Origin of the sequence: Amycolatopsis sp. NBC_00438 (genome assembly GCF_036026695.1) — a bacterium.
Lineage (GTDB): Bacteria > Actinomycetota > Actinomycetes > Mycobacteriales > Pseudonocardiaceae > Amycolatopsis.
Map to the genome: position 1 here is coordinate 6,307,572 of NZ_CP107923.1, position 20,513 is coordinate 6,328,084.

Sequence of the window (20,513 nt, forward strand, 5' to 3'; positions counted from 1 at the left end):
CGGGAGTTTAACGCGCAGGAGCACGTCCTGGCTTCCCACGGTGTTAACTCGCTCGTAATCCCTCGAAAACAAGAGCCAGCAGGCGCTGCATGCCCGCGTCGCCGGGCAGGTGCGGCCCCGCCCAGGATGCCGCGTGCAGCAACAGAAGCAGTTCGTGCGTGGTGACGTCCGCGCGCAGCTCCCCCGCCGCCTTCGCGCGTTCCACCAGCTGGGACGCCGCGTCCCGCATGGCGTGACACGAAGCGTACAAGCAGGACGTCTCGTCGTTGAGCGCGTCGGCCGTCAGCTCGGCCAAGCCTCGGAAGGTGCCGGTGGTGTCGCCGAGCCCGAGCAGCCACGCCTGCAGCGCGTCAAGGGGCGCCGGGTCGGTGAGCAGCTCGCGGGCCCGCTCGGCCTGGCCGTCGAACCGGGCCCGCAGCAGCGTCTCGAGCAGGGCGTCCCGGGTCGGGAAGTGCCGGTAGAGCGTGCCGATGCCGACGCCGGCCCGGCGGGCGATGTCCTCCAGCGACGCCTCGACGCCGTGTTCGGCGAAGGCGCGCTGCGCCTCCTCCAGGAGGCGTTCGTAGTTGCGGCGGGCGTCCGCGCGCATCGGCTTGACTTCGGTCATCGCCCTTCCGAGCTTACCGGGTAGCCAATCGGAGGCTGCCTCCGTATATTAACCGGAGGCAGCCTCATATTACTGGAGGGACGAGGATGACCCTGATCGAAGAAACCCGGGCCCGGCTCGGCGCCATCGGCGCCTGGCTGCCGAGTGCCCCGCTGGCCCCGCCGCCGGACGTCGAGCGCGCGGCCACCCGCCGGCTCGCCGAGCTCGGCTACCGCTCGGTCTGGAGCGGTGAAGGTCCCGGCTCGCGCGAGGTGTTCGCCCACTTCGGCGACCTGCTCGCGTCGGTGCCGGACGTCGTGCTCGGCACCGGCATCGCCAACCTCTGGGCCCGGCCCGGGGTGACCGCCGAGAAGGGCGGCGCCACCCTGGCCCAAGCGCACCCCGGCCGGTTCGTGCTCGGCGTCGGCGTCGGGCACGCGTTTCAGGCGGCGAAGGCCGGCGAGGAGTACCGGCCACTCGACCGGATGCGCGCCTATCTGTCCGAAATGGACGCCATTGCCGCGGAAAACCCTTCACCGGTGGCGTTTCCGCGCGTGCTGGCCGCCGTCGGGCCGAAGATGCTGGAACTGTCGCGCGACCACGCCGACGGCGCGCACCCGTTCGCCCAGCCGGTCGGCCACACGCCGTACGCCCGGGAGATCCTCGGGCCGGACAAGCTGCTGATCCCGCAGCAGACGGTGCTGCTCGGCACCCGTGAGGACGCCCGCGAAAGCGTCCGGAAGCGGGTGGCGCTCTCGCGTGAGCACCACGTCAAGGCGTATCTCTCGGGCTGGAAACGGCTCGGCTACAGCGATGCCGACATCTCCGGCCCGAGCGACCGGTTCGTCGACGACCTCGTTTTGTGGGGTGACGCGGGAACCATCGCGAAACGCCTGGACGAGCTGCTCGACGCGGGCGCGGACCACGTGCTGCTGACGCCGGCCGCGGCCACGTTCGACTCCACTGTGGACATCCTGGCCGAACTGGCCCCGGCGGTGCTCCGATGAGCGTCGGGATCTGGCAGTTCTTCGACGGCGACCCGATCGACGAGCTGCGGCGGACCGCCACCGAGGTCGAAGAGCTGGGCTTCACGCAGCTGTGGTTCGGCGAGTACGCCGGGCGGGAGGCGTTCACCCAGGCGGCGCTGCTGCTCGCGGCGACGTCGGAACTCGTGGTGGCCACCGGGATCGCCCGCTTCGACCAGCGTTCCCCGCTCGCCGCGGAAGGGGCCATCAGGGCGCTGGGCGAGGCTTATCCAGGCCGGTTCATCGCGGGCATCGGCGGGCACCGCCCGGGAGCGCGGCCGCTGGCCGCGATCCGCGACTACCTGGACGGCATGGACGCGGCCGAGCTGCCCGGGCAACCGCAGCCGTCTCCCCGGCCACTCAGGCTGCTCGCGGCGCTCGGCCCTCGTGCTCTCGACCTGTCGGCCGAGCGGGCGGACGGCGCCCACCCGTACTTCGTCCCGCCGGAGCACACGGCGCTGGCCCGGGAGCGGCTCGGCCCGGGCAAGTACCTGGCCGTCGAGCAGGCGGTGGTCCTGGACGGCTCGTGGGAGGTGGCCCGCGAGCACGTCGCCGGGTACGTGAAGCTCGCCGCGCACCACCGGGCGAACCTCCGCCGGCTCGGCTTCACCGACGAGGACCTGGCCGACGGCGGCAGCGACCGCCTGGTCGGCACCCTCGTCGCGGTCGGCGGGCAGCAGGTGGCGGACCGGATCCGGGCCCACCTCGACGCCGGCGCCGATCACGTCTGCGTCCAGGTCCTGGCCCGCACCAAGGACTCCTACCGCAGATTGGCCGACCTCCTCCCGTGATCACAGGGCCGACTCGCGTGACTGGGAGTCGACACGCTTGATCGAAGCGACGACACGGCACGGAGTGTCCCCTTTCGCCGTGTCGACCCTCCCATCACGCGTGTCGACCCTTCCATCACGCCGAGGTACGCTGGCGGGACGCGGTGAGGGCCGCGTCCCGTCCGCGGAAAGGGCCGAGCCCACCCCCGCAGCACCGCACCACCAGCTCCGCACCTTCTTTCCTGCCCGGTGCCGGCGGACCACGGGCGACGAGGGAAGGAAGGCACCATGGGCACCTTGCCCGCCAACCCCAGCCTGGACCAGCTCCGAAAGCGCGCGAAGGACCTCGCGCGCGCCGAAGCCGTGAAGCTGTCCGAGGCGCAGTTCCGGATCGCCCGGGAGCACGGTTTCCCGAGCTGGCCGAAGCTGCAGGCGTACGTCCGGCGCGTCGCCGAGCACGGCGAAACCCTGCAGCACCCGTACCACCAGGACGTCCACTACTACGCCGGGCGCGCGCTCGGCCTGCTCGCGTCCGCCGAAGACGAGACGCCCGGGGCGCGGGAGCCGTTCGACCGCTGGAACCAGCCGTTCACCCGGGACGGCGCCCGCGCGGTCGTCGCCCGCGAGCACGGTTTCGTTTCCTGGAAGGCACTTCGGGAGCACATCAAGTCGCTTGTGGACAGTGGTGAGCCGTTCGCCCGGGCGTACCGCGCGGTCGAGGCGCGGGATCCCGGCGCGCTGGCAACACTGCTCGCCGGGTTCCCCGGGCTCGTCACCGCCCGCGGCACCAACGGCAACGACCTGCTCGGCATGGCCGGCGCGACCGGCGACGAGCGGCTCAGCCGGGTCCTGCTGGACCACGGCGCGGACCCGGCGCGCGGCAACGTCCACGGCTGGACGCCGCTGCACCAAGCCACTTACAGCAACCAAGCGCGGCTCGTCGACCTCCTGCTCGACGCGGGCGCGCCGGTCGCCGTCTCCGCGCGCGGAGACGGCGGCACTCCCCTGGTCGTCGCCTTGTTCTGGGGACACCGCGAGGCGGCGGAGAAGCTGGCGGCGCGGGATCTCGCCCCCGGCAACCTGCGCGTCGCGGCCGGGCTCGGCCACGCCGCGCTCCTCGACGAGCTGCTGAAACCGGACGGGACGCCGGCCGCGGCGGCCGGCGCCCATCGCGGGTTCTACCGCCCGCACAGCGGCTTCCCGGCCTGGCGCCCGGGCGACGACCCGGCGGAGGTCCGCGACGAGGCCCTGGCCTGGGCGGCCCGCAACGACCGCGCCGACGCCCTGCGCACGCTCGTCGCGCGCGGCGCCCGCCTCGACGCCGACGTCTACCGCGGCACGGCCCTGACCTGGGCGGCCGCGTCCGGCAAGCTCGCGGCGGTCCGGACGCTGCTCGACCTCGGCGCCGACGTGAACCACGCGGGCACGTTCGGCGGGCCGAACCACGGTGAAGGCGCCACCGCCCTGCACCTGGCGGCGCAGTCCGGGCACCTCGACGTGATCCGGGTGCTCGTCGAAGGCGGCGCCGACCTCACCGCGCGGGACGCGCTCTTCGACAGCACGCCGGAGTCCTGGGCCGAGCACTGCGACCAGCCGGCCGCGAAGGAGCTGCTGGCCGACCTGTAGACAACCGGAGTCTGTAGTCCGTATCGTCGAGACGGACTACAGACTCCGTTTTATCCCTGGGAGGATTTGTGACCACACCCCGCGACGTGTTCGCCGCGCTGTCCGACGGCATCTCCGAAGGACGGTTCGGCGAGCTTTCCGCGCTCTACGCCGAGGACACCGTCGTCGAACATCCCCAGGCCGTGCCGCGGCCGACCCGCCTCACCGGCCGCGCGGCGGTCCACGAGCGGTTCGCCGGCACGCTCGCCGGGATGGTCCGGCTCAAGCGCAAGAACGTCGTCGTCCACGCGACCACCGACCCCGAGGTGATCGTCGCCGAATACGACTACGACGCCGAGTCGGTCGAGACCGGCAAGACCGACGTCACGGCCAACATCCAGGTCCTGCGGATCCGCGACGGCCTGATCGTCGGATCCCGCGACTACCACGACTACCTGCGGCTCGCCGCGATCCGCGACGGCGTCGAACAGCTGCCGAGGGCCTACGAACAGGCGCCGCCACGCGAACTCTCGCCGGTCACCCCGGAGAGCACGGCCACTGTGTTCGAGCGGCTCGTGTTCGGCGTCGCGGGCGCGCGGTGGGACGAGCTGCCAGAGCTGTACGCCGAGAAAACCCACGTGACGCACCCGTTCCTGCCGGGCTCGGGTGTGGTGCGGACCCGCGACGAGCTGCGCGCGCACTTCGAGGCCGGGAAGGCGCTCAACCCCGGCTTTTCGGTCGCGGACCTGGTCACCTACCAGACCACCGACCCGGAGGTGCTGATCGGCGAGTTCGCCTACCAGGGCGAGCACGGCGGCCGCCCGGTGCGGATCGCGAACATCTTCGTGATGCGGATCCGCGACGGCCTGATCGTCGAGTCCCGCGACTACGGCGACCACCTCGCCGTCGCGGGTGACACCGGGACGATCCCCGCGTTGGCCGCCCGCCTGGGTTCCTAGGCGCCGGGGAAGTCGAACTCGCCGTCGCGGACACCCTTCACGAACGCGTCCCACTCCGCGGGCGTGAAGACGAGGACCGTGCCGTCCGGTTCCGTCGACTTCCGCATCGCGACGTACGTAACGCCGTCGGTGTGCGGGATGAACGCGTACTCGGCGACCTCGTCGAGCGTGACCCCCTCGGGCTCGGCCCGGATCCACTCGGCCTCGGTGAAGTCCAGGTGGTGCCGGATGTGCGCCTTGTCGTCGACCGGCTGCTCACTCATACCACCAGCGTAACCACCCGGGCACCGAACGAAACCGCTCCCCTTACCCCGGAGCGCAGTGAAGGCCTCCTCACCGGCAGCTTGCGCCGGTGAGGAGGCCTTCACGGACCTACGCGAAACTTGCCGGAAACTCAGGCGGTCTCGGTGATCGGCCGGTCCACCCACGACATCAGGTCGCGCAGCTTCTTGCCGGTCGCCTCGATCGGGTGCTGGTTGCCCTGCTCCTCGAGCTTGGTGAAGTTCGGCCGGCCGGCCTCGTCCTCGGCGACCCATTCGCGGGCGAACGTGCCGTCCTGGATCTCGCCGAGGATCTTCTTCATCTCTTCCTTGACCGCCGGCGAGATGACGCGCGGGCCGCGGGTCAGGTCGCCGTACTCGGCGGTGTCGGAGATCGAGTAACGCTGGCGCGCGATGCCGCCCTCGTACATCAGGTCGACGATCAGCTTCAGCTCGTGCAGCACCTCGAAGTAGGCGATCTCCGGGGCGTAACCGGCCTCGGTGAGCACCTCGAAACCGGTCTGCACCAGCGCGGACGCGCCACCGCAGAGCACGGCCTGCTCGCCGAAGAGGTCGGTCTCGGTCTCCTCGGTGAAGGTCGTCTTGATGACACCGGCGCGGGCGCCACCGATGGCGGCCGCGTAGGAGAGGGCGAGCGCCTGGGCGTTGCCGGAGGCGTCCTGCTCGACGGCGATGAGCGCCGGGACGCCCTTGCCGTCGACGAACTGGCGGCGGACGAGGTGGCCCGGGCCCTTCGGGGCGACCATCGCGACGTCGACGTTGGCCGGCGGCTTGATCAGGTCGTAGCGGATGTTGAAGCCGTGCCCGAAGAAGATCGCGTCGCCGTCCTTGAGGTTCGGCGCGATGTCCTGCTCGTAGATGTGGCGCTGCTTGGTGTCCGGCGCCAGGATCATGATCAGGTCGGCTTCGGCCGACGCCTCGGCCGGGGTGAGCACGCGCAGGCCCTGCTCCTCGGCCTTCGCCCGCGACTTGGACCCCTCGGGCAGGCCGATGCGGACGTCGACGCCGGAGTCGCGCAGGCTCAGCGAGTGGGCGTGGCCCTGGCTGCCGTAGCCGATGACAGCGACCTTGCGCCCCTGGATGATCGAGAGGTCGGCGTCGTCGTCGTAGAAAATTTCCACTGCCATGGGGGTTACTGCTTCCTTTCGAGACTTACTTCTTTAACGCGGTGATGTGGCGGTGATGGAACGGGCGCCCCGCCCCACCGCGACCATGCCTGACTGCACCAGCTCGCGGATGCCATACGGCTCCAGCATCCGCAGCAGCGCACCGATCTTGTCGGACGTCCCGGTGGCTTCGACGGTGAGCGCCTCCGGGGAGACGTCGACCACCTTGGCCCGGAAGAGCTGGACGGTTTCGAGGACCTGGCTGCGCACGGTGTTGTCGGCGCGCACCTTGACCAGCAGCAGTTCGCGCTGCACGGCGGTCGACTGCTCCAGCTCGACTATTTTGATCACATTGACCAGTTTGTTGAGCTGCTTGGTCACCTGCTCGAGCGGTAGCTCTTCGACGGCGACCACGATCGTCATGCGGGACACCTCGGGGTTCTCCGTGGGCCCGACGGCGAGGGACTCGATGTTGAACCCGCGGCGGGAGAACAGGCCGGAGACGCGCGCGAGCACACCCGGCTTGTTCTCGACCAGGACACTCAGCGTGTGGACGCTCATCTCAGCGCTCACCCTCCCCAGCGGCTTCCGCGGCGGCCTCGGTCGTCTCCACCGAAACCTCGTCGTCGTCGAACAGCGGCCGGATGCCCCGGACCGCCATGATCTCGTCGTTGCCGGTCCCGGCCGCGACCATCGGCCACACCTGGGCATCCTTCCCCACGACGAAGTCGATCACGACGGGGCGGTCGTTGATCTCCATCGCGCGGCGGATGGTGGCGTCGACGTCTTCCTTCGTCTCGCAGCGCAGCCCGGCGCAGCCCAGCGCCTCGGCGAGCAGCACGAAGTCCGGGATGCGGTGCTTGTGCGTGCCGAGGTCGGTGTTGGAGTACCGCTCCGAGTAGAAGAGGTTCTGCCACTGCCGGACCATGCCCAGGTTGCCGTTGTTGATGACGGCGACCTTGATCGGCGCGCCCTCGATGGCGCAGGTGGCCAGCTCCTGGTTGGTCATCTGGAAGCAGCCGTCGCCGTCGATCGCCCACACCTGGGTGCCGGGGACGCCGAACTGCGCGCCCATCGCCGCCGGCACCGCGTACCCCATGGTGCCGAGGCCGCCGGAGTTGATCCAGGTGCGCGGGTTCTCGTACTTGACGAACTGCGCGGCCCACATCTGGTGCTGGCCGACACCGGCGGCGTACACCGCGTCCGGGCCGACGATCTGGCCGATCCGCTCGATGACGTACTGCGGCGACAGCGAGCCGTCGTCCGGCCACTCGTAACCGGCCGGGTAGTTCTTGCGCCAGCCGTCGGCCTGGGTCCACCAGTCGGTGAGGTCGGGCTTGCCGCCGTGGTCGAATTCGGTCTGCACGGCCGTGATCAGCTCGCCGATGATCTCCTTGCAGTCGCCCACGATCGGGACGTCCGCCTTGCGGTTCTTGGAGATCTCGGCCGGGTCGATGTCGGCGTGCACGATCGCGGCGTCCGGCGCGAACGACGACAACTGGCCGGTGACGCGGTCGTCGAAGCGGGCGCCGAGCGCGATCAGCAGGTCGGCGCGCTGCATCGCGGCGACCGCGGCGACCGTGCCGTGCATCCCCGGCATGCCGAGGTGCTGCGGGTGCGAGTCGGGGAACGCGCCGCGCGCCATCAACGTGGTGACGACGGGGATGCCGGTCAGCTCGGCGAGCTGCTTCAGCTGCTCGTGTGCTTCCGCCTTGATCACGCCGCCACCGACGTACAGCACCGGGCGGCGTGACTTCGCGACGAGCTTCGCGGCTTCGCGGACCTGCTTGCCGTGCGGGCGCAGCGTCGGGCGGTAACCCGGGAGCCGCAGCTCGGTCGGCCAGGAGAACGAGGTCATCTCCTGCAGCACGTCCTTGGGGATGTCCACCAGGACCGGGCCGGGTCGGCCCGTCGACGCCAGGTGGAACGCCTCGGCGATGGTCCGTGGGATGTCCGCGGGGTCCGTGACGAGGAAGTTGTGCTTGGTGATCGGCATGGTGATGCCGCAGATGTCGGCTTCCTGGAACGCGTCGGTGCCGATCAGCGCCCGGCTCTGCTGGCCGGTGATGGCCACGACCGGGACGGAGTCCATGTTCGCGTCGGCCAGCGGGGTGACCAGGTTGGTCGCGCCGGGACCGGAGGTGGCCATGCAGACGCCGACCTTGCCGGTGGCCTGCGCGTAGCCGGTGGCCGCGTGGCCCGCGCCCTGCTCGTGGCGGACCAGGATGTGGCGGACCTTCGTGGAGTCCAGCAGCGGGTCGTAGGCGGGCAGGATGGTGCCGCCCGGAATCCCGAAGACCACCTCGGCGCCGACCGCCTCGAGCGAGCGCACGAGCGACTGCGCGCCGGTGACGCGCACCGGGGTTCCCGCCGGCGGCGCCGGCTTCGGACGTGCTCCTGGCGCGCCGGGCGCCGGGCCCGGCTTCGTCGGGTTTGTGGCACTGGTCATCGGTTCTGCCTCGTGGGTCTCGGTGTCACTCGTTCGGGTCGGTTTTGTGCGGTGGGGCCGGGAATCGCTTCCCTCGGGCAACAAAAAACCCTCGCCGACCGTAAGGTCGCACGAGGGTCGCGCGTCGACGCAGCGGAAAGACTTCCCTAAGCGTCGACGCGCTTGGGAAGTACGAGGCCGGTCAGCGGTGTCACGACGCTGACGCTAGTCCGAAGGTCTCTCAGGTGTCAACTCTGCGGGACGGTGAGTCCGCATGGTGGACACCGGCGCGGCGCGTGTCACGTCCGCGCGGACCCGGTTCCCGGTGCTCGCGCCGGGCGGTGCACCATTTCGGCGTGGCCGAAAAAGAGCAGGACGAAGGCCGGAAGGCCGTCTTCCGCATCCCCCGCACGTCGTTCATGGCGATCGCGCTCCTGACGATCTGCGTGACGCCGATCGCCCTCGGGGAGATCCCGTACCTGCAGTGGCTCTACGTCTTCCCGATCGCGCTGGCGGTGTTCGTGATCCGCACCCGCACCGTCGCGACCCGCAAGGGCCTGGCGACGCGCACGATGTTCGGCCATCGCGACGTGCCGTGGTCGGCGTTGAAGGGCCTGGCGATCACCAAGCGGGCCCGCGTCCAGGCGGTGCTGACCGACGACACGAAGGTGCCGCTGCCGACCGTGCGGACCCGCCACCTGCCGGTGCTGTCGCTGGTCAGCGAAGGTCTCGTCGCCGACCCGAGCGGGCTGCTGGACACCCAGGACGTCGAGCCCGCGAAGCCCGAGACGTCACCCAGCGAGTAACCCCGGCGGCGAAGCGGCCTCGTGAAGGTCTAAATTGGTAGGACCAGTTTCGCCGGAGCGTCCCGAACCTCCGCCTGGCCACCATCCGACCTGGGAGTTCGCCGTGCCGCCTCTCCGTTCCCGGACCACCACCCACGGCCGCAACGCGGCGGGCGCGCGCTCGCTCTGGCGCGCCACCGGCATGACCGACAGCGACTTCGGCAAGCCGATCGTCGCGATCGCCAACTCCTACACGCAGTTCGTGCCCGGCCACGTGCACCTCAAGGACCTCGGCGAGATCGTCGCCGGCGCGGTCAAGGAAGCCGGCGGCGTCGCGCGCGAGTTCCACACGATCGCCGTCGACGACGGCATCGCGATGGGCCACTCCGGGATGCTCTACTCGCTGCCCTCGCGCGAGATCATCGCCGACTCGGTCGAGTACATGGTCAACGCGCACCAGGCCGACGCGCTCGTCTGCATCTCCAACTGCGACAAGATCACCCCGGGCATGCTCAACGCCGCGATGCGGCTGAACATCCCGGTCGTGTTCGTCTCCGGCGGGCCGATGGAGGCCGGCAAGGCCGTGGTCGTGGGCGGCGTCGCGCAGGCCCCGACCGACCTGATCACCGCGATCGCCGCGTCGGCGAGCCCCGAGGTGGACGAGGAAGGCCTCGACATCGTCGAGCGTTCCGCGTGCCCGACGTGTGGTTCGTGCTCCGGCATGTTCACGGCGAACTCGATGAACTGCCTCACCGAGGCCCTGGGCTTGTCCCTGCCGGGCAACGGCTCGACGCTGGCCACGCACGCCGCGCGTCGCGCGCTGTTCGAGGAAGCCGGCCGGACGGTCGTCGAGCTCTGCAAGCGCTGGTACGAGCAGGACGACGACTCTGCGCTGCCGCGCTCGATCGCGTCGAAGGCGGCGTTCGAAAACGCGATGGCCCTCGACATGGCGATGGGCGGCTCGACGAACACGGTGCTGCACATCCTCGCCGCCGCCCAGGAGGGCGAGGTCGACTTCACGATCGCCGACATCGACGCGATCGGCCGCCGGGTGCCCTGCCTGTCCAAGGTGGCGCCGAACTCCGACTACCACATGGAAGACGTCCACCGCGCCGGCGGAATCCCGGCGATCCTGGGCGAGCTGTACCGCGGCGGGCTGCTCAACACCGGCGTCCACTCGGTGCACTCCCCCGACATCGAGTCCTGGCTTTCCGCCTGGGACATCCGCGCGTCGTCGCCTTCCGACACCGCGGTCGAGCTGTTCCACGCGGCACCGGGCGGCGTCCGCACGACACAGGCGTTCTCGACGTCGAACCGGTGGTCGTCGCTGGACACGGACGCCGCGGGTGGCTGCATCCGCGACGTCGAGCACGCGTACACGAAGGACGGCGGCCTGGCGATCCTGCGCGGCAACCTCGCCGAGAACGGCGCGGTGATCAAGTCCGCGGGCATCGACGAGGAGCTGTGGCGCTTCGAAGGCCCGGCGCGGGTGCTGGAGAGCCAGGAGGAGGCCGTGTCGGCGATCCTCAAGAAGGAGATTCAGCCGGGCGAGGTCCTGGTCATCCGCTACGAGGGTCCCGCGGGCGGCCCGGGCATGCAGGAAATGCTGCACCCGACGGCGTTCCTCAAGGGTTCGGGCCTGGGCAAGAAGTGCGCCCTGATCACCGACGGCCGCTTCTCCGGAGGTTCGTCGGGCATCTCGGTGGGCCACATCTCCCCGGAAGCGGCGGCGGGCGGCCTGATCGCGTTGGTCGAAAACGGCGACCGGATCCTGCTGGACGTCCACGAACGCCGGCTGGAACTGCTGGTGGACCCGGAGATCCTGGCGGAGCGCCGGTCGAAGATGGAGACGTCCGAGCGCCCGTGGCAGCCGAAGGACCGCGAACGCCCGATCACGGCGGCCTTGCGCGCGTACGCCCGCATGGCGACATCGGCCGACACGGGCGCGGTCCGCGACCCGAACAAGTAACCGCGCCGAGCGCGAGCCGGCGGAGGCGCGGAGCGTGATCGCCATCCTGCGCAAGAAGGCCAAGACCGGCGCGGAAGAGCGGGATCGCGCGGCGCGCGAAGTGAAGGCGCTGCACGGCCGCATCGAGGAGCTGTCGACGGTCGACGTCGCCTGCCTGCAGGAGCCTGGCTTGAGCTAACGAAGGCCGCTCCCGTTCCGTCAGGGCGGTCGACGTCGCCTGCCTGGCTTAAGCCAACGAAGGCCGCCCCCGTTTCGTCGGGGGCGGTCGACGTCGCCTGCCTGCCTGGCTTGAGCCAACGAAGGCCGCCCCTGTTTCGTCGGGGGCGGCCTTCGCGCTGCCGCAGTGTCGCCTTCGCCGTTCACCTGGCCGGCCTTCGCCCGTCGGCTACGCCTTTGCGGAACCCCGGAGATGGCCTTCGCATTGGCGAAAGCGTTCTTCACCGCTCCCGGCGGCAACTTTCGCGCTGTCGCGGACGGCTTCAGCCATTCCCGGCGGCCGGCCTTCGCGCGATCAGGCACTTGCCCAGTCGGTCACCGCAAATTCGAACCGGCGGCCACCGCTCCCAGCCGACCGTCGCCGATGCCGGGGTGTCTTCCTATCCACCGGAGCCGACCTCCGCGGAACCGCCCCCGTCGCAAGATCGCGTTGAGCTCCCCCGCCTGCGGGGGTACCCCCGTTTTCCACGCTACCGGCGACCACTGACAACTCCCGGCGCACGCAGCCAAGTTGTCCACAGCCCGCAAACCGGATCAGCAGTTGTCCACAGTCCGCGATCCAGGCCAGGACGTTGTCCCCAGGGTCCTCAGCGGGTCAGCACGATGACCACGACCGAGGCCGCCGCGGCCAGCAGTAGCGAGACCAGCCCGAGCGGCAGCGGCCGCCGTCGCCACGGGGTGTTCCGCTCCAGCGAAATCGGCCCGGCCCCGGTGAACAGCAGGCTCAACGCGGAAAGACCGAGTACCAGCTCGAACTCGAAGCCCTGGCCCTGCCCCTCGAAGAACCCGCCGTGGAACTTCGCGTAGACCGCGTTCGCGGCCACCCCCAGCAGCCCCGCCGCGGCCAGCGGCGTGAACAACCCGACGACCACGAGCGCACCGCCGGCGAGCTCCGTGACGCCGGTGATCCACGACAGCAGCGTCGTCTGCTTGTGGTAGCCGAACGTCTCCAGCACCCGCGCGAACCCGCCGATACCGGGCCCGCCGAACAGGCCGAACAGGTGCTGCAGGCCGTGCGCCCCCATGGTCACGCCGAGCGCCAGCCGCAGGATCAGCAGGCCGAGCCCGAGCCCGCCCTGGCGGGGGCCGTCGTCGGCCGGCCCGTTGTCCTCGACACCCGACAGGACGCTGGTGGGCTGCTGCGAGAAGTCGTCTGCACTGGTCACGCGCGAAGGGTAGGGGATCCGCGCGGGCCTGGCGAGGCAGCGCGCCGCGCTCAGTACTCCCCGTGCACCAGGTTGTCCGGCAGCTCGCCCCCGGCGTAGCGCGCGATCTCGGCCGCGGCGACGGCGTACGACCGCCCGCGCACGCCGCGCACGGTCCCGCCGACGTGCGGGGTCAGCAGCAGCCCCGGCGCGGTCCACAGCGGATGACCGGCAGGCGGCGGCTCGGGATCGGTGACGTCGAGCGCGGCCCGCAACCGGCCCGTGGTCAGTTCGGCGACCAGGGCGTCGGTGTCCACGACGCTGCCGCGCGCCACGTTGACCAGCACCGCGCCGTCCCGCATCTCAGCCAGGAACTCCGCGTCGACCATCCCGCGGGTACGCGAGGTCAGCGGCACCATCAACACGACGGCGTCGTGCAGGCCGAGCAGTCCGGGCAGTTCCTGCACGCCGTGCACGCCGTCCCGGGCGGTCAGCCCGACCATGGTGCAGCGCGCGTCGAACGGTTCGAGTCGCCGCCGCAGGTGCTGCCCGAGGTCGCCGGCCCCGATCACGAGGACGCGCTTGCCCTGCAGCGTGTCGGCGGTCTGCCGCGCCCAGCGGCCCTCGCGGCGCGCGTCGGCGAAGACGTCGAGTTTGCGATAAATCGACAACAGCACGGCGACGACCCACTCGGCGGTGCTGCCGCCGTGCGCGCCGCGGCAGGTGGAGAGCAGGACGCCGTCGGGCACCTTGCCGACCCAGTCCTCGGCGCCGGCGGACAGCAGCTGGATCAGCTTCAGGTTCGGCAGCGCACGCCACAGCTCGTCGCCGGCGCGGTGTTTGCCGGGGATGAGCACCTCGGCCTTCGCGGCCTCGGGCGGCACCGGCTCGCCCGCCTGGTAGCGCACCGGGAGCACCCGCGGCACCTCGGCCAGCACGGACAGCCCTTCGTCGTCGGGCACCAGCACGGTCAGCGTCATGATCGCCACGGTAATGGAGGAGTACTCACCCATGGTTCACGTACCGGCCCCTAGGCTGGGGGATCATGCGAACCCGGTACCGGTCGGCTCTGCTGGCGATCCTGGCCTGCGGCGTCGTGCTGCCCGCCGGCTGCGCGCGGTTCGACGACACCGCGGCGGGCCAGACGTTCAGCCCCGCACCCGTGGCCAGCCCCGAATCCCCGCCCGAGATCCAAGGCCCCGGCTCGGACTCCGGCGGCGACGGCCAGCAGAGCCGCCCAGGTCAGCAGGCCACGACGATCCCGCCGCCGCAGGGTTGCAAGGATTTCGACCAGACGGTGATCGCGACCTGCCTCGACACAGTGGCCGCGGTCGCCGGCCTGCCGGGCGACGGCTCCACGCCGAGCGCGCTCGCGGGCGAGCGCAAGAGCGGCCGCGTCCTGCTGGCCACGGCGGGCAAGGACGCCACGGAGTTCGCGAAGCTCGACGTCCAGGCGGCCGGCGACGGCGGCCTGACCGGCCTCGCGCTGTCGCCGTCGTACGTCGAGGACCAGCTCGTGTTCGCGTACGTGACGACGGCGACGGACAACCGGGTCGTCCGCTTCGCGAAGGGCCAGACGCCGAAGCCGGTGCTCACGGGCATCCCGAAGGGCGCGACCGGCAACCGTGGCGCGCTGGGCACGGACAACCGCGGCGCGCTCCTGGTCGCGACGGGCGACGCGGGCAACCCGAACGCGGCGGCCGACCCGTCGTCGCTGGCGGGCAAGGTGCTGCGGATCGACACGTCCGGCAAGGCCGCGGCGGGCAACCCGAACGGCGCCATGGCGGTGGCATCCGGCCTCCACGCCCCGGGCGGCCTGTGCGCCTCGGCCGACGGCGGCCGCGTCTGGGTCACCGACCGGCTGGCCGACAAGGACGCGCTGTACCGGATCCAGACCGGCCGACCACTCACGGCTCCGGCGTGGACCTGGCCGGACAAGCCGGGCGTAGCGGGTTGCGCGGATTTCGTCGACGCCAACGGCTCGGTCTCGGTGGGCACGTCCTTGGCCGGAAACCTGCAGAACCTCCCGGTCACGGCGGAGGGCGCGGTCAGCGGCAAGCCGACGGTCAGCCTAGACGGCAAGACAGGCAAGCCCCCGATCACGTACGGCCGCCTCGCGGGGATCAGCATGATCAACCCGCAGCTGGCGGTCGCGGGAACGGTCAACAAGGACGGCGGCACCCCGGTCTCGAGCGACGACCGAGTGGTCCTGATCACCCCAGCCACCTCCGGCGGCGGCAACGGCAAGGACTGACCAATCCCGCTGACCTGACCACTTCTCAACTGGAGCCGCGGTCGTTGTCGCTCCCGCTACAACACCACCTGGACCGCGCCCGGCAATCCGCTGACCTCGAGTTCAGCCGCCCAGCCGACTACGTCCCCAATACCCGCGCCCACCCACCTCAGCCAACGCCCACCGGATCCCAGCCCAGCCGCCTTGTCGCCCAACCGACCACATCATCGGTAGCGGTCCACTCACCTCGGCCGACGACCCGCCAGGTCGAGGTCAGCCGCATTGTCGCCAACCGACCACATCACCAGCAGCGCCCCCCGCCTCGGCCGGCGACCTGCCGCTACAGATCAGCCACGTCGTCGCCCCACAAGCCACATCGCCGGCACCCCCGCCACTCAACTCAGCCGGCCGTCGTCAATTCACCGCCCACAATCCCCGCAGCATCCGGTCAGGTCAGTGGCTTCAACTCGACCCGCCGTCCCTCCGCGGACGACGCCAGTCCAGCCTCCGCGAGCTGCAGTCCCCGCGCGGCCGAGAAGAAGTCGTAGCGGTGTTGCCGTCCGGCGACCACGTCCCGGACGAACTCCTCCCACTGCGCCTTGAACCCGTTGTCGAACTCGGCGTTGTCCGGCACCTCCGCCCACTGGTCCCGGAACGCCTCGGTCGCCGGCAGGTCCGGGTTCCACACCGGCTTGGGCGTCGCCGACCGGTGTTGCACCCGGCACCGCCGCAGGCCGGCCACCGCGCTGCCCTCGGTGCCGTCGACCTGGAACTCGACCAATTCGTCGCGAAAGACCCGCACCGACCACGACGAGTTGATCTGCGCGATCGCCCCCGACTCGAGCTCGAAGATGCCGTACGCGGCGTCGTCCGCCGTTGCCGCGTACGCCTCTCCCTGCTCGTCCCAGCGGCGCGGAATGTGCGTTGTCGCTTTCGCGGTCACTGCCGAAACCCGGCCGAAAAGTTTCTCCAGCACGTAGTTCCAGTGGCAGAACATGTCCAGCACGATTCCGCCACCGTCCTCCGCACGGTAGTTCCAGCTCGGCCTCTGCGCATCCTGCCAGTCGCCCTCGAAGACCCAGTAGCCGAATTCGCCGCGAACGGACAGGATCCGCCCGAAAAAGCCGCCTTCCACCAGTCGCCGCAGTTTTCGCAGGCCGGGCAGGAACAGTTTGTCGTGCACGACGCCGTGACAGATCCCGGCGTCCCGAGCGAGACCCGCCAGTTCCAGCGCCGCCGTCAACGTGTCGGCCAGCGGCTTCTCGGCGTAGACGTGCTTGCCCGCGGCGATCGCCGCCCGCACCGCCGGCTCGCGCGCCGACGTCAGCTGCGCGTCGAAGTAGATCTGCACGTCCTCCAACGCCGTGTCGACGTCGGTGGTCCACGACGTCAGGCCGTGCCGCTCGGCGAGCTCTTTGAGCTTGACAGCGTTGCGCCCGGCGAGGATCGGCTCGAGCTGCGCGCAGGTGCCGTCCGGCAATGCCACTCCGCCCTGTTCGCGGATCGCCAACACCGACCGCAGCAGGTGCTGGCGGTAGCCCATCCGGCCGGTGACCCCGTTGAGCAGCACTCCGATGGTCTGGTTCATCAACTACCGGCCTTCCACGTCGAGATTTCGTCCCCGCCGTACGGCGCGGTCACCCCGGGGATGTCGTATTCGGCGCGCCGACCGCACATGCCGTAGCCGTCGGGGTTCGACGGCGTCGCGACCCGCACTCCCGACCGCTCGAGATGACTCCCATCGCCGTCGGCGAGCGCCTTGAGGTGGGCGCCGGTCAGTTCGGCGGCTTTGAGCGCCCCCGCTTGCCACCGCGGCACCCACTCCCCGACCTTCGGGGCGACGAGCGCGACCGCCGCCCGGTGGAACGCCCGCAGTGGCTCCGGGTCGCCGTCGAGCAGCGCCTCCCGAAGCGGCAGGTAGCCGCGAATCGCCAGGTCACGACGCTGCCGGGCGGCGTCGTCGGTTTTCGGCGACGCCGCGGCCTCGGCGTACGCGGCAGGGTAGTCGAGCACCGTGGGCGGAAAAGTGAACACGGCGTCACCGGCCTCGGGCAGGCCACTGTTCTGCATGAGCACGGTGACGCGCAGGTCGCCGCCCCGCACCATCCGGTGCACGGTGCCCGGCGCGAACCACACGATGACCCCGGCCTCCAACGGCGTCTCGGCATAGCCGCCGACACTCAACGTCTGCACCGCGCCGCGCCCACCTGTGACGACGTACGCCTCGGTGCAAGCGAGGTGCAGGTGCGGGCTGCCACCGCAGACGCCGTCCTCGGCCGCCCAGTCGTAAGCGCGCAGGTGGGAGACACCAATGCCACCCGGAAGAGGGAATTCGTCCATGGCTTGCCTTTCAGAACCCGTGCGTGCCGAGGTAGGCGGTGACGCGCTCGCGGTCCCAGGCCCCATCGGCGACGACCACCCGGTAGCGGTAGGAGAAGCTCTCCCCCGGTGGCAGGGAGAATTCTTCGAAGAACGCCCACGAGATCGCCACGGTCGGTGTGTCCCGGGAACGGACGAACCAGTGCGACTCGTGGATCGCGCCGTCGTTCTCCGGCGCGTGCGCGAACACGAGCGTCGAATGCGCGTCGACGTCGTCGTGTTCGCCGACAAAGGCCAGCCAGGGCGCCTGCCGGCCCATCATCTCCTCGCCGCCCAGCTCACCGGGCCCGAGGATGCGGCCACCGCTGAACTCGCGCGGCCCACGCCAGTGCAGCCCGGTGTACCCGGCCATCTCGCGGCCGGCGGTGGTCGGGCTGCCGAACGCGAGCGGGGTGTCACGGATGTTGGTCAGCTCGATCGCCCAGTCGATGGCCCAGGCGCCTTCGTCCGGCTCGACCGAGTGGACGACGATGTCGCGCCGCTCCCGAGCCCACTCCTCACCACTGTTGGCGACCCAGGTGAGCTGCTCGGTGAAGGTCAGCCGGTCACCGTCGACGGTGAATCCGGCGAACGCGTCGTGCCGCATCGAGCCGACACGATCGGGCAGGTCCTGGTACCAATCGCCGGGTACGTAGGTGTGGCCGCCCCAGAAGTTCTGGCCGGACAGGTGGCTCGACGTCATCTGCAGGCCCTTGTGCCAACGGTGGTCGGCGGGGCGGTACCCGCTGACGCGCCGCCCACCGAGGGTGCGCAGCGGGTGGGTGTAGGGCTTGCGGGACTCGTAGGCCACCGGGTCGGGCTTGTACACATAGGACATCAACTGGACTCCGCCGGCCTCGACGGCGACGTGGTCGCCGTGCCGGTGGGTGACGGTGATCGCCGCGCTCATTTCGTCTCCACTCCCTGGCTGACGCCGGCCATCGACCGGTAGTAGTCGTCACCTGGCCCGATCTCGCCCCGGCGCACCCCGGTCCCGGTGGAGGCCGACTTGTAGAGCGCCGCGACGAGTTCCAGCACACGCCGCCCGTCATCCCCGCTGCACGGCGGCCGCCGACCGGCCCGGTACGCGGCCAGGACGGGCGCGAACGCGGCGGTGTGCGAACTGGCGACGTCGCCGGGCGGGCTGGACCAGCGCGTCGTCCGATCGGCGACCACGTGCGGCGCCGGGGTGTAGCGCCAGTCCTTGCCGCTGTAGCCGTAGAGGTGGGTGAGCTCGACGGTCGCGTTTTCGCAGTCGATCCGGATCCGGCTCACTTCGTCCGGGGACAGCACGCTGTTGACGACGGTCGCCAGCGCGCCCGACTCGAACCGGACGAGCGCGGTGGAGACGTCCTCGGTCTCGACGTCGTGCACCAGCCGCGCGGTCATCGCCCGCACCTCGGCCCAGTCGCCGAGCAGGTGGAGCAGCAGATCCATCTGGTGGATCCCGTGCCCCATGGCCGGACCGCCGCCCTCGCTCGCCCACTTCCCCCGCCACGGAACGGCGTAGTAGTCGGCGTCGCGGTACCAGGTCGTCTGGCAGTGCGCGACGAGCGGACGACCGAGCTCCCCGTCCGCGAGAAACGTCCGGAAGCGCCCGGCGGCCGAACCGGACCGGTGCTGGAAGACGAAGGAGGCATACGGCCCGCCATCCCGTTCGACGGCGGCGATCTCGTCGTACTCGGCGAGCGACCGGCAGGGCGGCTTCTCGCACCACGCCCAGGCGCCGCTCTCGAGAACCTTCCTGACCTGCTCGACGTGCAGTCCGGGCGGAGTACAGATCGAGACGAGGTCAGGTTCCTGCTCAGCTAGCAGTGTGTCGAGGTCTTGATACGGCTTGGCGCTCGCGGCCTCGGCACAGAACGCGGCGGCGCGCGTTTCATCGACGTCCGCGACGGCCACCACTTCGACGTCATCGCGATGGGCTTCGTATGCGGCCCAGTGACTTTTCGCGATCCCGCCGGCTCCGACGACGGCCACCCGTAAGCGCTTTCCGCTGCGCAAACCCGGACCCCCTCCGCTCGCCGGCGATGTCCAAAAGACGACCTCCGCGCGCGCCGATGCCCCGAGCGCGACTCTTCGACCGTCGCAGAAAGCGCTTTCTCACGCAACAGGCCGCCGCACTGTCAACGTTGTCAGCGCCGGGGGCTCAACCGGAACGGACGAGATCTCGCACAGAGGCGGACAACCCGGCCACTGCACGTAGACTCTTGCCACCGCAGGCAGCATCGCGAACCAAGACCAGCAGGCTTTGCTGTCACGCATCGCGTCGAGCAGGCCTGCGGACTTGGGCCACAAACCGACGTCGGTCAGACCAGCGAACCTCGCCGCCACAGGCCGACTGCAGACAGATCAGCGACCTCATCACTGCAGACTAAGTCAGGCAGATCAGCTGATCTTGCACTCGCCGACCGCCCGACGTCTCGGCGTTCAGGGCCGCGACAGCCAACTCGTGAGCGGCAGGACCGAGCCGACGAGGCGATGTCACCGGTCGGCCTTCCAGCAAGTCAGCGGCTCTTGTCTCGCAGACTGCGCTTCCGCGGCTGCTTGCCTTCGGCGCGCATCGCCCGCACGTCCAGGAAAGCGACCACCCCGGATGCGAGCGCGGCGAACATCCCCAGGAACCGGCCGAAGCCCGGGCCGATGGCGATGCCGGCAGCTTCGAAGATGCCGCGCTGGTCGGCGTCGAACTCCCAGTCGAGCGTTAGCCAGCCGATCACCATCAACAGCACCGACGCCGCGGCGACCACCAGCCACAGGTGCGGCAGGCCACTGACCCGCACGGTCCGGACTCGCCCGAAAACGACCACGACCAGTCCGGCCAGCAGCAACGGCAGCGGCGGGCACCAGGCGAAGAAGCTCGAGTCCCACGCGTCGCGGACGACCTGGTCGTGCGGCAGCTGCGAAAGGATGACCTCGATGTCCGGCTTGTTGGTGCTGAGCGTGGTCCACGGCAGGAACGTCGAACCCAGCGCGAGCAGCCCGGCCACCAGGCCGAGCCACTCGCGCCAGGTGACGCTCTTGACGAAAAACGGCTGTGTCATGAA

At 70.5% G+C, this 20,513-nt stretch carries 20 protein-coding genes; 8 read left to right on the forward strand and 12 right to left on the reverse strand.

The window, feature by feature from the left end; genetic code table 11:
* Positions 1-43 precede the first annotated feature (43 nt).
* Entirely contained in the window at positions 44-607 is a 564-nt protein-coding gene (locus tag OG494_RS28125) for a TetR/AcrR family transcriptional regulator (protein ID WP_328443693.1), read from the reverse strand.
* A gap of 86 nt (positions 608-693) precedes the next feature.
* Between OG494_RS28125 and OG494_RS28130 the strand changes: the two genes are divergently transcribed.
* From OG494_RS28130 to OG494_RS28145, 4 genes are all read left to right on the forward strand, one after another.
* On the forward strand, positions 694-1,593 hold the full coding sequence (locus tag OG494_RS28130) for a TIGR03620 family F420-dependent LLM class oxidoreductase (RefSeq protein WP_328443695.1): 900 nt from the start codon (positions 694-696) through the stop codon (positions 1,591-1,593).
* Positions 1,590-2,402, forward strand: coding sequence for a TIGR03620 family F420-dependent LLM class oxidoreductase (locus tag OG494_RS28135; protein ID WP_328443698.1), 813 nt, complete (start codon positions 1,590-1,592; stop codon positions 2,400-2,402). Before OG494_RS28130 ends, OG494_RS28135 begins: the two co-directional genes overlap by 4 nt.
* Before the next feature lie 267 nt (positions 2,403-2,669).
* A complete protein-coding gene (locus OG494_RS28140; protein ID WP_328443700.1) occupies positions 2,670-4,007 on the forward strand; it encodes an ankyrin repeat domain-containing protein in 1,338 nt (445 codons plus the stop codon).
* 68 nt (positions 4,008-4,075) lie between these two features.
* Positions 4,076-4,945, forward strand: a complete 870-nt coding sequence (locus OG494_RS28145; protein WP_328443702.1) for a nuclear transport factor 2 family protein — start codon at positions 4,076-4,078, stop codon at positions 4,943-4,945.
* Here OG494_RS28145 and OG494_RS28150 read toward each other — a convergent pair.
* From OG494_RS28150 to OG494_RS28165, 4 genes are all read right to left on the reverse strand, one after another.
* Positions 4,942-5,208 carry a DUF397 domain-containing protein gene (locus tag OG494_RS28150; RefSeq protein ID WP_328443704.1) on the reverse strand — a complete coding sequence of 89 codons (267 nt, stop codon included), beginning with the start codon at positions 5,206-5,208 and terminating at the stop codon, positions 4,942-4,944. The genes OG494_RS28145 and OG494_RS28150 overlap by 4 nt on opposite strands.
* Before the next feature lie 131 nt (positions 5,209-5,339).
* Positions 5,340-6,353: a ketol-acid reductoisomerase gene (gene ilvC, locus OG494_RS28155; RefSeq protein WP_328443706.1), complete on the reverse strand. Its 1,014-nt coding sequence runs from the start codon at positions 6,351-6,353 to the stop codon at positions 5,340-5,342.
* 33 nt (positions 6,354-6,386) lie between these two features.
* The gene (gene ilvN, locus OG494_RS28160) at positions 6,387-6,893 is read right to left on the reverse strand and encodes an acetolactate synthase small subunit (protein ID WP_003080760.1); all 507 of its coding nucleotides are present in this window, start codon (positions 6,891-6,893) and stop codon (positions 6,387-6,389) included.
* A 1-nt stretch (position 6,894) separates the two neighbouring features.
* Positions 6,895-8,691, reverse strand: a complete 1,797-nt coding sequence (locus OG494_RS28165) for an acetolactate synthase large subunit (RefSeq protein ID WP_247064031.1) — start codon at positions 8,689-8,691, stop codon at positions 6,895-6,897.
* A gap of 425 nt (positions 8,692-9,116) precedes the next feature.
* Here OG494_RS28165 and OG494_RS28170 point away from each other — a divergent pair, with 425 nt between their 5' ends.
* From OG494_RS28170 to OG494_RS28180, 3 genes are all read left to right on the forward strand, one after another.
* Positions 9,117-9,566 carry a PH domain-containing protein gene (locus OG494_RS28170; protein WP_328443718.1) on the forward strand — a complete coding sequence of 150 codons (450 nt, stop codon included), beginning with the start codon at positions 9,117-9,119 and terminating at the stop codon, positions 9,564-9,566.
* A 103-nt stretch (positions 9,567-9,669) separates the two neighbouring features.
* The gene (ilvD, locus tag OG494_RS28175; protein WP_328443720.1) at positions 9,670-11,514 is read left to right on the forward strand and encodes a dihydroxy-acid dehydratase; all 1,845 of its coding nucleotides are present in this window, start codon (positions 9,670-9,672) and stop codon (positions 11,512-11,514) included.
* 34 nt (positions 11,515-11,548) lie between these two features.
* A complete protein-coding gene (locus tag OG494_RS28180) occupies positions 11,549-11,692 on the forward strand; it encodes a hypothetical protein (protein WP_328443722.1) in 144 nt (47 codons plus the stop codon).
* Between the two features lie 625 nt (positions 11,693-12,317).
* Here the strand turns inward: OG494_RS28180 and OG494_RS28185 are convergent.
* Positions 12,318-12,896, reverse strand: coding sequence for a DoxX family protein (locus tag OG494_RS28185; RefSeq protein WP_328443724.1), 579 nt, complete (start codon positions 12,894-12,896; stop codon positions 12,318-12,320).
* A 50-nt stretch (positions 12,897-12,946) separates the two neighbouring features.
* Positions 12,947-13,855 (reverse strand): 2-hydroxyacid dehydrogenase, encoded by a 909-nt coding sequence (locus OG494_RS28190; RefSeq protein WP_328443726.1) that lies wholly within the window; start codon positions 13,853-13,855, stop codon positions 12,947-12,949.
* Positions 13,856-13,920: 65 nt separating this feature from the next.
* Between OG494_RS28190 and OG494_RS28195 the strand changes: the two genes are divergently transcribed.
* On the forward strand, positions 13,921-15,129 hold the full coding sequence (locus tag OG494_RS28195; protein WP_328443728.1) for a PQQ-dependent sugar dehydrogenase: 1,209 nt from the start codon (positions 13,921-13,923) through the stop codon (positions 15,127-15,129).
* Between the two features lie 427 nt (positions 15,130-15,556).
* Here the strand turns inward: OG494_RS28195 and OG494_RS28200 are convergent, their stop codons facing one another.
* The 5 genes from OG494_RS28200 to OG494_RS28220 form a co-directional block, all read right to left on the reverse strand.
* Positions 15,557-16,696 (reverse strand): Gfo/Idh/MocA family protein, encoded by a 1,140-nt coding sequence (locus OG494_RS28200; protein ID WP_328443730.1) that lies wholly within the window; start codon positions 16,694-16,696, stop codon positions 15,557-15,559.
* Positions 16,696-17,448, reverse strand: coding sequence for a cupin domain-containing protein (locus OG494_RS28205; protein WP_328443732.1), 753 nt, complete (start codon positions 17,446-17,448; stop codon positions 16,696-16,698). Before OG494_RS28205 ends, OG494_RS28200 begins: the two co-directional genes overlap by 1 nt.
* Positions 17,449-17,458: 10 nt before the next feature.
* A complete protein-coding gene (locus OG494_RS28210; protein WP_328443734.1) occupies positions 17,459-18,376 on the reverse strand; it encodes a PmoA family protein in 918 nt (305 codons plus the stop codon).
* On the reverse strand, positions 18,373-19,470 hold the full coding sequence (locus OG494_RS28215) for a Gfo/Idh/MocA family protein (protein ID WP_328443736.1): 1,098 nt from the start codon (positions 19,468-19,470) through the stop codon (positions 18,373-18,375). The genes OG494_RS28210 and OG494_RS28215 overlap by 4 nt, the downstream gene beginning before the upstream one ends.
* Before the next feature lie 503 nt (positions 19,471-19,973).
* Positions 19,974-20,510, reverse strand: a complete 537-nt coding sequence (locus OG494_RS28220) for a hypothetical protein (RefSeq protein ID WP_328443738.1) — start codon at positions 20,508-20,510, stop codon at positions 19,974-19,976.
* Positions 20,511-20,513: the final 3 nt, after the last annotated feature.

Excerpts from the sequence above, each read along its gene's own strand:
- OG494_RS28210 (WP_328443734.1), bottom strand. The coding sequence starts at position 18,376 with ATGAGCGCGGCGATCACCGTCACCCACCGGCACGGCGACCACGTCGCC.
- OG494_RS28200 (WP_328443730.1), bottom strand. The coding sequence starts at position 16,696 with ATGAACCAGACCATCGGAGTGCTGCTCAACGGGGTCACCGGCCGGATG.
- OG494_RS28195 (WP_328443728.1), top strand. The coding sequence starts at position 13,921 with ATGCGAACCCGGTACCGGTCGGCTCTGCTGGCGATCCTGGCCTGCGGC.
- OG494_RS28150 (WP_328443704.1), bottom strand. The coding sequence starts at position 5,208 with ATGAGTGAGCAGCCGGTCGACGACAAGGCGCACATCCGGCACCACCTG.
- OG494_RS28130 (WP_328443695.1), top strand. The coding sequence starts at position 694 with ATGACCCTGATCGAAGAAACCCGGGCCCGGCTCGGCGCCATCGGCGCC.
- OG494_RS28135 (WP_328443698.1), top strand. The coding sequence starts at position 1,590 with ATGAGCGTCGGGATCTGGCAGTTCTTCGACGGCGACCCGATCGACGAG.
- ilvC (WP_328443706.1), bottom strand. The coding sequence starts at position 6,353 with ATGGCAGTGGAAATTTTCTACGACGACGACGCCGACCTCTCGATCATC.
- ilvN (WP_003080760.1), bottom strand. The coding sequence starts at position 6,893 with ATGAGCGTCCACACGCTGAGTGTCCTGGTCGAGAACAAGCCGGGTGTG.
- OG494_RS28125 (WP_328443693.1), bottom strand. The coding sequence starts at position 607 with ATGACCGAAGTCAAGCCGATGCGCGCGGACGCCCGCCGCAACTACGAA.
- OG494_RS28205 (WP_328443732.1), bottom strand. The coding sequence starts at position 17,448 with ATGGACGAATTCCCTCTTCCGGGTGGCATTGGTGTCTCCCACCTGCGC.
- OG494_RS28140 (WP_328443700.1), top strand. The coding sequence starts at position 2,670 with ATGGGCACCTTGCCCGCCAACCCCAGCCTGGACCAGCTCCGAAAGCGC.
- OG494_RS28190 (WP_328443726.1), bottom strand. The coding sequence starts at position 13,855 with ATGACGCTGACCGTGCTGGTGCCCGACGACGAAGGGCTGTCCGTGCTG.
- OG494_RS28220 (WP_328443738.1), bottom strand. The coding sequence starts at position 20,510 with ATGACACAGCCGTTTTTCGTCAAGAGCGTCACCTGGCGCGAGTGGCTC.